Origin of the sequence: Methylobacterium sp. Leaf112, assembly GCF_001423295.1 — a bacterium.
In the GTDB taxonomy this organism is placed as follows: domain Bacteria; phylum Pseudomonadota; class Alphaproteobacteria; order Rhizobiales; family Beijerinckiaceae; genus Methylobacterium.
The window spans coordinates 43,497-55,073 of the sequence record NZ_LMNG01000032.1 but is presented as its reverse complement, the minus strand read 5'-3'; the positions used below and the strand labels follow the sequence as shown (position 1 = coordinate 55,073).

The 11,577-nt window shown below is 73.0% G+C and carries 8 protein-coding genes; all 8 read right to left on the bottom strand.

What is annotated here, in order from left to right:
* Window positions 1-79: 79 nt before the first annotated feature.
* Window positions 80-1,966: a response regulator gene (locus ASF52_RS18645; RefSeq protein WP_056175248.1), complete on the bottom strand. Its 1,887-nt coding sequence runs from the start codon at window positions 1,964-1,966 to the stop codon at window positions 80-82.
* A 2-nt stretch (window positions 1,967-1,968) separates the two neighbouring features.
* Window positions 1,969-3,672 carry a response regulator gene (locus tag ASF52_RS18640; protein WP_056175245.1) on the bottom strand — a complete coding sequence of 568 codons (1,704 nt, stop codon included), beginning with the start codon at window positions 3,670-3,672 and terminating at the stop codon, window positions 1,969-1,971.
* On the bottom strand, window positions 3,669-4,715 hold the full coding sequence (gene cheB / locus ASF52_RS18635; RefSeq protein WP_056175643.1) for a chemotaxis-specific protein-glutamate methyltransferase CheB: 1,047 nt from the start codon (window positions 4,713-4,715) through the stop codon (window positions 3,669-3,671). Before cheB ends, ASF52_RS18640 begins: the two co-directional genes overlap by 4 nt.
* A gap of 38 nt (window positions 4,716-4,753) precedes the next feature.
* Window positions 4,754-6,988 carry a hybrid sensor histidine kinase/response regulator gene (locus tag ASF52_RS18630; protein WP_056175243.1) on the bottom strand — a complete coding sequence of 745 codons (2,235 nt, stop codon included), beginning with the start codon at window positions 6,986-6,988 and terminating at the stop codon, window positions 4,754-4,756.
* Between the two features lie 193 nt (window positions 6,989-7,181).
* Window positions 7,182-8,852 carry a methyl-accepting chemotaxis protein gene (locus ASF52_RS18625; protein ID WP_056175240.1) on the bottom strand — a complete coding sequence of 557 codons (1,671 nt, stop codon included), beginning with the start codon at window positions 8,850-8,852 and terminating at the stop codon, window positions 7,182-7,184.
* Window positions 8,853-8,982: 130 nt separating this feature from the next.
* The gene (locus ASF52_RS18620) at window positions 8,983-9,537 is read right to left on the bottom strand and encodes a chemotaxis protein CheW (RefSeq protein WP_056175237.1); all 555 of its coding nucleotides are present in this window, start codon (window positions 9,535-9,537) and stop codon (window positions 8,983-8,985) included.
* 37 nt (window positions 9,538-9,574) lie between these two features.
* Window positions 9,575-11,080, bottom strand: a complete 1,506-nt coding sequence (locus ASF52_RS18615) for a CheR family methyltransferase (protein WP_056175234.1) — start codon at window positions 11,078-11,080, stop codon at window positions 9,575-9,577.
* Window positions 11,077-11,565: a chemotaxis protein CheW gene (locus ASF52_RS18610; protein ID WP_056175232.1), complete on the bottom strand. Its 489-nt coding sequence runs from the start codon at window positions 11,563-11,565 to the stop codon at window positions 11,077-11,079. The genes ASF52_RS18615 and ASF52_RS18610 overlap by 4 nt, the downstream gene beginning before the upstream one ends.
* Window positions 11,566-11,577 lie beyond the last annotated feature (12 nt).

Below are 11,577 nucleotides of genomic sequence, written 5' to 3'. Positions count from 1 at the left end.
GGATGGGATGACGGTTCGGACTGCTTTGGCGCGATTACGCCCGGGGAGCAACGCCTGCCCGGCCGGGCGGGCGGCGCCGTCAAGGCCCGGGGACGAGGAGGCGGGACACCTCGGCCGCGAGATCGCCGGATTCGAAGGGCTTGCGCAGCACCGGCAGGTCGGCCGGGATCGGGATCGCCTCGGCGTGACCCGTGAGGATGAGCACCGGCACGCCGGCCCATCGCGCGCGCACGATGGCGGCGAGCTCGACGCCGGTCATGCCCGGCATGGCCAGATCCGCCACCACGAGGTCGAAGCGGTCCCGTTCCAGCAGGGTCACGGCCGAGGGCCCGTCCGGCGCCTCGCTCTCGGCGTAGCCGAAGGTGGCGAGGAACGAGGCCGTCACGTGACGCACCTCGGGGTCGTCGTCCACCACGAGGATGCGTGCGGCCTGGACGGGCGCCGCCGGGGCCGGCTCGGGTGCGGCCTCCCCCACGATCTCGGCCTCGGTGCGGGGCAGCAGCAGTTCGACGCGGGTGCCCTCGCCGACCTCGCTGGCGATGCGCAGGCGCCCGGCCGATTGCTGGGCGAGGCCGAACACCATGGCGAGGCCGAGCCCCGTGCCCTGGCCGACGGCCTTGGTGGTGAAGAACGGCTCGCACACCCGTTGCAGGATCGCCGGCGGGATGCCGGTGCCGGTGTCCGCAACCTCGATGGCGGCGTAGTCGCCATCCGGCAGGTCGGGATCGTCCCGCAGGGCCAAAATCCGGGTCGAGACGGTGATGCTCCCCCCCTCCGGCATGGCGTCGCGGCTGTTGATGCACAGGTTGAGCACCGCGAGTTCGAGCTGATCGGGATCGACCCGGGCGGCGGGTGCGGCCGGGTCGAGCCGCAGGGTCAGCCCCACGAGGCCGCCGAGGCTCCCCCCCAGCAACTCGCCCATGCCGGCGATGACGTGGTTGAGGTCGACGGCCCGGGGCCGGAGGTCGCGCGAGCGGCTGAAGCCGAGGAGGCGCTTCGTCAGGGTCGCCCCGCGCTGGGCCGCCTGCGTCGCGTTGGTGACGAGGCGCAGCACGCGGGGCTGGTCCGCGATCTTGGGGGTCGCGAGTTCGAGGCTGCCGAGAATCGCCGTGAGGAGGTTGTTGAAGTCGTGGGCGATGCCGCCCGCGAGGGTGCCCAGCGCCTGCATCTTGTCCGACTGGCGCAGGCGCGCTTCGAGAAGCCGGTGCTCGGTCACGTCGCGCTCGATGGTGGCGAGATGCACCACCGCGCCCGAGGCGCCGCGGATCGGCACCCGGGCGACGTGGCTCCAGCGCTCCGCCCCCTCCGGCCCCTCGGTGATCTCGGTCTCCGTCGGCCGGCCCGCCGCGATGGCCTGGGCGTCGGCCTCCGCCGCCCCGTCGGTTTCGGTGCCGGCGTGGTCCGTGCTCGCGGGGTCGCCCCGCAGCGCCGCCTCCGTGCGCCCGAGGCACTCGGCGGTCGTTCGCCCGAGGCGCTCGGCCTTGCGGGCATTGAGGCGGACGAACCGGCCCTGTCCGTCCTTGAACGAGATCGCATCCTCGGAGTGATCCAGGAGGCCCATGAGCAGGGCGCGCTCCGTGGCGAGTTCGCGCCCGAGGCGGTGGCGCTCGTAGGCCTGGCGCACGGCGCCGCGCAGGAGATCGGCGTCCCAGGGCTTGGTGGCGTAGCCGGTGATGCCGCCCTGGTTGAGGGCACTGATGACGGCGCTCATGTCGGCGTAGCCCGTGAGCAGGATCGCCTGGGCGTCGTGCAGACCGCGGGCCTGGGCCAGCATGGCGTCGCCGGTCATCCCCGGCATGCGCTGGTCCGACACGATGACGGCGATGTCGGGCTCGGCCGCCAGGATCTCCAGGGCCTCGGCCGGACGGCTGGTGGTCAGGACCCGGTACTCGTCCTCGAACAGGTCCTCGAGGGCGATGAGGATGTCGGGTTCGTCGTCGACGGCGAGGATCGTAGCTTTGGACATGCTCACCGCGCCTGCCGGGGGATGCCGATGATGAAACAGGCTCCGCCGCCCGGGGCGGCCTCGACCGTGAGCGTGCCGCTATGCGCCTGTACCACCGAGTAGGCAATCGCGAGACCGAGGCCGGTGCCCGCGCCGACAGGTTTCGTCGTGAAGAACGGCTCGAAGATCCGCTCGCGCAATGGTTCGGGAATGCCCGGCCCGGTATCCGAGATGCGGATCTCGTCGATCTCGTCGGTACTGGCGGTGAGGATCGTGATGGTGCCGGCCTCCGGCATGGCGTCGGCGGCGTTGCCGAGGATGTTCATCACCACCTGGTTGAGGAGCGCCGGGGTGCAGTGGATTTCCGGCCGGCCGGAAAAGTCGCGCACCACCCCGATCCGGTCGCCGAGCTTGTGCTGGATCAGGGCCAGCACCGTCTCGATGGCGTCGGGCACGTTGACGAGGGCGCGCTCGCCCTCGTCGAGGCGCGAGAATTTTCTGAGATTCAGGACGAGGTCCTGGATCCGGGTCAGGCCCATCCGCATGGCGCCGACGCGGTCGCCGCACTTTTTCAGGAGGCGCGGGGCGTCGGCGGGGGCGGGGTCCGCGACGACCTCGTTCAGCAGGCGCTCCACGGTGCCCTGGTGGGCGAGGATGAAGGCAAGCGGGTTGTTGATCTCGTGGGCGATGCCGGCGACGAGTTCGCCCAGCGAGGCCATCTTGGCGGCCTGCACCAGCTTGGCCTGGGCATCCGTGAGCTTGCGGTTGGCGGTGGCGAGATCCGAATTCGCCTGCTCCAGGGCACCCGCGAGGGCGGCGCGGGCCTCCGCCGCCTCGGCCTCGGCCCGGGCCCGTTCCAGGGCGCGTTCGCGGGCGCCGAACTCGCCGGCGATGCGACGGTTGTCCTCCTCCAGGAGCTTCCGCCGCACCAGGCTGCGCACCCGCATCACCAGCACGTCGCCGTCGACCTTGGACACCACGTCGTCGGCACCGGCCGCGAAGGCCTGGACGAGGAAATCCTTGGCCGGCGTGCTGCCCGCGATGCCGACCACGTGGAAGGTGGGCGTGCCGGCCTCGCGGGCGGCGATGTCGGCGGCCCGGCGGGCATCGACGGCCCGGCATAGGCCGAGGCCGTCATAGGCGGTGCCGAGGAGATCGATGGTGACGCAGTCGAAGGCGGCGCCGTCGGCGTCGAGGGCGGCGAGGGTGGCCTCGGCGGTGTCGGCGACGCTGACGAGGTGGCCCTCGTGGGCCAGCAGCCCGGCGAGGAAGGTGCGGTAGGTGGCGCTTCCGTCGACGACGAGGACGCGCCCGCGCCGGAACCCCGAGGCGCCTGGCGCCTCCGAGCCGCCGCCCAGGCGCTCGCGCAGGAGGGCGCGGATGCGCAGGATCAGGATGTCGCGGTCGGCGGACTTGGCCACGTAGGCGTCGGCGCCGCTCTCAAGGCCCTGGCGCTCGCCATCGCGCGCCCCCGTCAGCATGAGAAGCGGGAGGGCGCGGGTGCGCAGGGACAGGCGGAGCTGGCGGGCGAACTCGTCGCCGTTCATGCCGGGCAGGTGGTGGTCGGCCACCACGAGGTCGGGCAGGCGGGTGTTGAGGTGGTCGAGGGCCGCTTCCGCCGTGGCGCAGCGCTCGACGGAGAAGCCGTGCCCTTCGAGCAGCAGCCGCAATTCGAGGGCCTGGGTCTCGGAATCCTCAACGAGCAGAAGGCGGGCCGGCTCGCTCACGGCATGCCCCCCCCAGCGACGATCCTGGCGAGATGGGAAGCCACCCGGTCCAGCGGCAGCACCGTGCCGGCGCCTCCCATGCGGATCGCGGCGGCCGGCATGCCGAACACCACCGCGGTGCTCTCGTCCTCCGCGATGGTGGCCCCCCCGGCACGGCGCATGTCGAGGAGCCCAACGGCGCCGTCCTCGCCCATGCCGGTCAGCAGCACGCCGACCCCGCGTGGACCGGCATGGCGGGCGAGGGAGCGGAACAGGGCGGTGGCGGCCGGGCGCTGCCCGCCCACGGGGTCGGCGTCGGTGAGGCGCAGGCCCCCGCCGGGCGCCAGTTCGAGGTGGCGGTCGCCGGGCGCGACGTAGACCCGGCCGGGGGCCGCGCGCTCGCCGTCGCGCGCCACGGCGACGGGCAGGGCGACGACGCCGTTCAGCCAGGCGGCGAAGCCTTCCATGAAGGCCGCACCCATGTGCTGGACCACGAGGACCGGCAGGGGGAAATCTTCGGGCAGCGCCCCGATGACCCGGGCGAGGGCCGGAGGGCCGCCCGTGGACGCCGCGATGGCGACCACGCTCGGTGCCTCGGACGCGATGGCGGGGATCAGGGCACGCAGGTCGCGGGGCCGGCCCGCCCATTCCGCGCCGATGGGCCGGCGGCGGATCACCGGCACGGCGGCCATGATGCGCAGCTGCGTGCAGATCTCCGTGGCCACGGTCTCGTAGCCCGCATGGGTGGTGGCCACCGGCTTCTCCACCACCGAGAGGGCGCCGGCCCGCAGGGCGTTCATGGAGATGCGCAGGGACGAATCCTCGATGGCGTCGGCCACCACCACGATGGGCGTCGGCCGCTCGGCCATGATCCGGCGGGTGGTCTCCAGGCCGTCGATGCCCGGCAGGCGGATGTCCATGGAAATGACGTCGGGCCGGGCGGACGCGAGGGTGGCGAGCGCCTCCTCGCCCGAGGCGACGGCGGCCACGACCTCGAGGCGCGGATCGCGCCCGACGATGTGGATGAGGAGCTGGCGCACGACGAGGGAATCCTCGACGAGCATCACCCGCACGCGGGGCGCGTCGGGGGTCGCGGGTCCGGTCACAGCAATTGCCCGATGGTCTCGAGGAGACGGCGCTGGTCGAAGCTCTGCTTGGTCAGGTAGGCGTCGGCCCCGAGGTCGAGGCCGCGCGCCACGTCCTCGGGATCGCCCCGCGAGGTCATCAGGATGACCGGCAGGCGCGCGACGGATTCCTCCGCCCGGATGGCCTTCAGCAGGCCGAACCCGTCGAGGCGCGGCATCTCGACATCGGCCAGCACCAGCCGGATGGGCTCGATCCCGGCGCGCAGGCGCTCAATGGCGTCCTGCCCGTCGACGCAGACGACGACGCGGTAACCGGCCGCTTCCAAGATGCCCTTCTCCAGGGTGCGGGTGGTGATGGAATCGTCGACGACCAGGATGGTCGCCGGGGTGGCGGCGATATTGTTCGCGAGGTTGTTCGAACGTGAGGCCGAACCGATCGTTCCGCGCTCCGCCCCGGGGAGGAGCGCGGCATCCGGTCCGGCCTGAAATCCGGCCTCCGCCGCCCGGGCGACGAGGCCGTCCGGTTCGAGGACGAGGACGGGGCGGTCGCCGAGGATCACCGTGCCGGAGACGAGGCGCGGGTCGGCGCCGATGGGCGGCGCCGGCAGGACGAGGTGGGTGCGGACCTCGCGCAGGGTCTCGACAACGAGGACCACGCGCCGGCCCCCGGCCCGCAGGACGACGGCGGCCCCCGCCTCGGGCGGCCGGCCGCCGGGACGACCGAGCAGATCGGCCAGCGCCAGGACCGGCAGGGTGGCGCCTGCGCCGCCCTCCGACACGACCCTGAGGACCGGCCGGCCCATGGCCCGGTCGAGGTCGCGCGGATCGAACCGGATCACCCGCTCCACGGCGGCGCTCGGCACGGCGTAGGTCGCCTGCCCCGCCTCGACGAGGAGCATCGCGCGCCGCGCCGCCTGCAGGGGCAGGGTCATGGCGAGCTCCGTGCCCCAGGGCGCCCGGGGACTCAGGCGGACCTGGCCGCCGAGGCGGCGGACGGCGTCGGCCACCACGGACAGGCCGATGCCGCGCCCCGACAGGGTGTCGACCTCGGCCGCCGTCGAGAGCCCCGCCTCGAACACCAGGGCGAGGAGTGCCTCGGGATCGTCCTCCGTCGCCGCCAGCCCCCGCCGCCGCGCGGCCTCGGCGATGGCGCGCAGATCCGGCCCGCGCCCGTCGTCGTGGACCGTGACGACGAGACGCCCGGTCCGGACGGCGACGTCGAGGCCGATGGCGAGGGCCGGCGGCTTGCCGCTGCGGGCGCGCGCCTCCGGGGCTTCGGCCCCGTGGCTCAGGGCGTTGCGCAGGGCATGCAGCACCGGATCCTTGAGGGCCTGGAGCATCGAGCGCTCCACCGGAAGATCGAGGCCGGTGGTCTGGACGGCGATCTCCTGCCCGCCCTCGCGGGCGAGTTCGCGCAGGGCGCGGGGAAACCCGCCGAACACCGTCTCGGCCGGCACGAGGGCGAGGCGCTCGGCGTGCTCGGCCACCCGGGCCGCGGCCGCCTCGACGGCGGAGGCGACGGTGAGGCGCACCCGCGACAGGTCGGCGGCCTCGCGGGCCAGGGCGAGCAGACCGGTCTCGAGGTCGCGCAGGGACGTCGCGGCCGTCGCCGTCCCGCGCAACCGCTCGGCCATGAGGCCGAGGTCGCCCGCCCGCCGGGTCAATCGGGCGAGCCCCTCGGCCAGGACCACCTCGCCCCCGAGGGCACTCGCGAGCTCGTGACTCGCCCGGGTCAGGGCATCGATGGCCTCGGCCGGGACGCGCAGCAGCGCGCCGGCCTCGGGCGCCGGCTCGGGCACGGTCGGCGCAGGGGCGGCGGGTGGAACGGCCGGCGGCGCTTCGGCCGACCGGAGCGCCGGATCCGGCGCGGCTGCCACGGGGGATCCGGGGTCGAGGCAGCGGTCGAGGGCCTGCAGCGCATCGTCCGGCATCGGCGCGCCGACCCCGTCGGTAAGACCGCCGACATAGGCCTCGATCCGGTCGAGCGCGAGCTGGACCGCGGCCTCCGCCCCCCGGTCGAGGGTGCCCCCGCCTTCGACGATGCGGTCGAACAGGGTCTCCAACCGATGGGCCACGGCCTCCACCGCCGGCAGGTCGACGGCCCGCGACGCCCCCTTCAGGCTGTGCGCCCGGCGGAACACGTCGTTCCAGTCGCGGGACTCCGCCGCCCCGGCCAGGGCCGCGCGGATGGCGTCGATATGCTCGCGATGTTCGACCTCAAAGGCCGCGAGGAGGAGTTGGCGAATGTCCATCCGGTTCGGCTCGCCGCTCAGGCCCGCTTCCGCAGGTGCGAACGCACGTGCGGAAGCGGGCCCGGGCCCTTCGGGAAGCGGGTTCGTTTCATGGCCTCGGCCTCCCGCGTCTCAGAGTGCCTCACAAAACTCCCGGTCATCATCGGTTCTCGCCTCGAATACGGCGTTGCAGCGGGAGTTTTGTGAGAGACACTCAGTGCCGGTAGCGCTCGGCCAGGGTCATCAGGGCCTGGGCCAGCTCGGTGAGATTGGCCGAGGCGGCCTCGACCTCGCGGGTGCCGGCCGCCGTCTGCTGGCTCGCCTGGCGGATGTTCTGGAGGGCGCCCATCACCTGCTCGATGCCGAGCTGCTGCTGGTTGGTCGAGGCGACGATCTGCTGGAAGGTCTGGACGCTCTCCTCGACCCTCGCGGTGATCTCCTCGATGGTCCGCTGGGTGGTGTCCGAGCGGGCCTTGCCGGCGGCGGCGCGCTTGACCGCCTCCTCGGTCAGCATCACCGAGGTGTTGATGCCGCGCTGGATCTCGCCCAGGATCGTGCGGACCTGCCCCGTCGCCGCCTTGGCCTGATCGGCGAGCAGCTTCATCTCCGAAGCGACGACGGCGAAGCTCCGCCCGCTGTCGCCCGCCGCCGCCGCCTCGATGGCGGCGTTCAGCGCCAGGAGATGGGTGCGCTCCGAGATGTCGTTGACGGTGGTGATGATGTCGCCGATGGCCTGGGTCTTCTCGGACAGGGCGACGATGTTGCCCGCCACCGCCTCGGCCTGCTCGCGGATCGCCTCCATGGCCTTGGCGGTGTCGGCCACCGCGCGCAGGCCCGCCCGCGAGGTCTGGGCGGTGGATTGCGCCGTGGCGATGACCTCGCCGGCGCGCTTGCCGATCTGGGCGCCCGAATGGGTGATCTCGTCGACGGTGGCGGCGGTCTCCTGGACGGCGGCGAACTGCTCCTCGACGGAGGCCGCCTGCTCCTGGGCCGAGGCGCGGATCTCCGCCGCCGCCGCGTTGAGATCCGCCGTCGCGGCGCGGTTGGTGCGCGCCAGATCGGCGAGCCCCGCCACCATGCCGTTGAGGGTGCGCCCGAGCCGGGCGATCTCGTCGTCGCCCTTCGTCGCCAGGGTGCCGGACAGGTCGCCGCCGCCGACGCGCTCGGCGAATTGCATCACGTCCTCCAAGGGCTTGACCACGCCCCGCCGGATGAGGGCGGTGATGAGAATGCTGAGCAGCACGCTGGCGGCCAGGGTCAGGATGACGGACCACAGGCTGCGGTCGTAGATTTCCGCGGCGCGCTGCTGGCCGGCGGCGATCCCGGCGTCGAGGGCCTCGCGGGTGCGCTCGATGTCGGCCAGGAGCACCTCCTGCATCCGGTTGATCGGCTCGTTGCGCGCCTCGATGGCCTCGGCGTCCCTGGCCGCGATGGCGGTGAATTGCGGCTCGCTGACCGCGCGCAACTGCCGGAAGTCGCCGGCCGCCGCCTCGGCGGTCTCGGCGAGTTTCTTCCAGGCCGCGGCGCGCGCCGGAGCCGGCGCCGTGGCGGAATACCCGTTGGCCGTCCGGACCACCTCGCCGAAGAGCGCATCGGCCTCCTGGCCCATGCGCCGCCAGGTCTCGACGATCTGGATCAGCTCCGCCTCCGGGCGGTTGCGCATGAGCGCCGCCATCACGGCGTTGCGCCGCAAGAGCCCCATGTCGCGGGCCTTGTTGCCGAGGTCGTCGAGCTGGCGCGCCACCGTCAGGTCCCGCTTGACGATGGTGTTCATGTTGTCGCGCACGGCGCTGATCTGGTCGAGGGCGTAGAGGCCCAGCGCCACGATCACCACGGTGATGGCGACGAAGCCGAGGAGGATGCGTTTTCCGATGGAGATCGACACAGGCTGGCTCAAGGCTCCACGAAACCGACGCACACCGGGCAGGTGGCGCCGGAGTGCCTTCCGGAACGCCCGATCACCGTCGGCTCTCGTTCCGAGCGCGACGGTGCGGCGGGCGTTCTCCGAGGGACACTCAGGACAGGTAGCGCCTGAGGAGGCGCGGCAGATCGACGGCGACGAAGCCGTCGCCCGCATGGGTTCCCGCCGGGGCATAGCCCGAAACCGCCCCGGGACCCAATCCCGCGACGGCCGGATCGAGGAGGCTTTCGGTGGCGTTCGGAAGGTCCGGGTCGGACGCCGCGATGGCGACGACACCTTCCACCCGGTCCACGGCCAGGGCCACGGCCGCCGCACCACCGCGCAGGACCACGATATGACCGGCTCCGGGCTCGGCGGCACCGGGGCGTCCCAGCGCACGCGCAAGCCCGAGCAGGCTCACCACCCGGCCCGACAGGGCGACGACGCCGAGGAGGGCATCGGGCGCGTCCGGCACCGCCGTGACGGGGCGAGCGGGCAGGACCTGGGCGACCTGGGCGAGGGGCAGGCCGTAGCGATCCTCGCCGCACGCGCACACGAGGAACGAGCGCAGGGTCACCCGCTGCCTCGCCGTCCGATCCCGCCCCGCGAGGGCGCGCGTGCGGGCCTCCCGCAGGGCCCGTCGGCGGGCGGCTTCGGCGGCTCCGTTCATGGGGTGACGTTCATGGCGGACGTTCTTGGGATGGCCTTCATTCGGCAAGATCCTCCAGGGTGGAACGCGCCAGGGCCGCGCTCTGCGCCAGTTCCCGCGGGCCGATCCCGTCGGCTTCGGCGAGATGCGCCACGGCCGGCAGGGTCTCGCCGAGGCGGATGGCATTGTCGAGGAACCGGCAGCCCTCCGCCGGCCGCGTCATGGCGATCAGAAGCAGGCCGAGCTGATAATGCGCCATGACGAAGCCGGGATCGAGGTAGAGAGCCCGTCGCAGCGCCGCTTCGGCCTCCGCGTCGCGCCCGAGGGTCCGGGCGAGGAGCCCATCGTAATAGTGCAGGACCGCCGCCATCGGAGCGGCACGAAGGGCCGCCCGGACCTTGCGCCAAGCCTGGCCGGTCTCGCCGGCATCGCTCAGGGTGCGGATCCAAGTGAGATCGTCGTCGAGGGTCTCCGGTGGAGCGGTGTCGTTCCGAGGACGAGCGTCCCGCCCCGCCCCGTCCGCATCTGCCCCCACCTCCAGCGTCCCACCGGTCGGGCAGACCGGCAACGGGTCCGCCACGCTCCGAAGATCGGTTGCGCTCGCCTGTTCGCCGATCCAGGGAAGGGTGGGTTCCCACGGGGCGGAGGGGACGGGCGGCTGCACCATCACCGGCTCGCCGGCCCCCCGGGGGCGGTAGGCCACGGTGCCGGGCAGGTTCACCGGTTCGAGGGTCTGGGCGAAGGCGGGATTGGGCTCGGCGTGGCCAATGAGAAGCCAACCGTCCGGCAGCAGGCGCCGCCCGAGACCGCGCACGATCCCCAGCACGATTTCGGCCTCGAAGTAGATCAGCACGTTGCGGCACAGGATCAGATCGAAGTCGGCGAGGTGCGGCGGCGCGGTGCCGTCGACGAGCTCCATCAGGTTGCGGCGCTCGAAGCGGACCATCCGGCGGTAGTCGGTGCGCAGGGTGTAGGTCCCCTCCCGGCCCGGACCCGGCAGGACCGGGCCGGACGTGAAGTAGCGCAGCCGCTCCTCGGGCGGCAGGGTTCGAAGGGCCCAGCGGCCGTAGAGGCCGGCCCGCGCCGTCGCCAGGGCCGCGGTGCTGATGTCGGTGCCGGTGATGGCGATGCGCCAATCGGGCAGGGCGGGACCGAGGAGCTCGTGGAGGAGAATCGCGAGGGAATACGGCTCGGCCCCCGTCGAGCAGCCGGCGCTCCAGATCTTCAGGGAACGCTCATGCGCCCGCGCCGCGATCAGGCCGGGCAGAATGGTGCCGCGCAGGGCGGCGAACTGCTCGGCGTAGCGGAAGAAGAAGGTCTCGCCGATGGTGATCTCGGCCTCGAGGGCCGCCCATTCGGCCTCGCCCAGGGCCCTGTCGTTCAACAGAGCCGCGTAGGCGGCGCAGTCCGGCAGGCCGTTGGCCTTGAACCGCTTGCGCAGGCGATCCAGCAGGAGGTCGTCCTTGTCGGCGTAGTAGTGGTGGCCGGTTCGCGCGATGATCCGAGCCTTGAGGGCCGGGAAGGCCGGGTCGGATTGCGGGCCGAACCGGTCGGGCCGCTTCATGCAGGGATCCGCCCGAATGCGGCGAGGCGTCCGGCCGCGGCGCGGGTGAGGTCGTCCAGGCGCTGGCGCTCTTCGGCGGTGAGCAGACGGGCCAGGTCCAGGACATGCACCATGCGGTCGCCGAGGGTGATCTCGGCCGTGACGCAGCCGTTGAGGGTGCGGGTCTCGGCCACGGGCTGGATCGCCGCGCTCGGAACGACGACGAGATCCTCGACCCGATCCACCAGGAAGGCCGCGGTCGCGTCCGCCGCCAGGACGAGGTGGCGATAGGGGTCGTCCGCTTCCGCGCCGTCCCGGGCCGGGAGGCCGAGGAGATGGGCGAGATCGACCACCGGCACAGGCACGCCGCCAAGGTCGAGGAAGCCCGCCAGAGGACCGCCCGTCGCCGGGGGTGCATGCAGGTCCGGCAGAGGCAGCACCTCGCGCACGGAGGTCCGCACCAGGGCGCAGGGACTTCCGGCGACGTCGAGGAGGAGCAGGGCCATTGTGGTCGACAG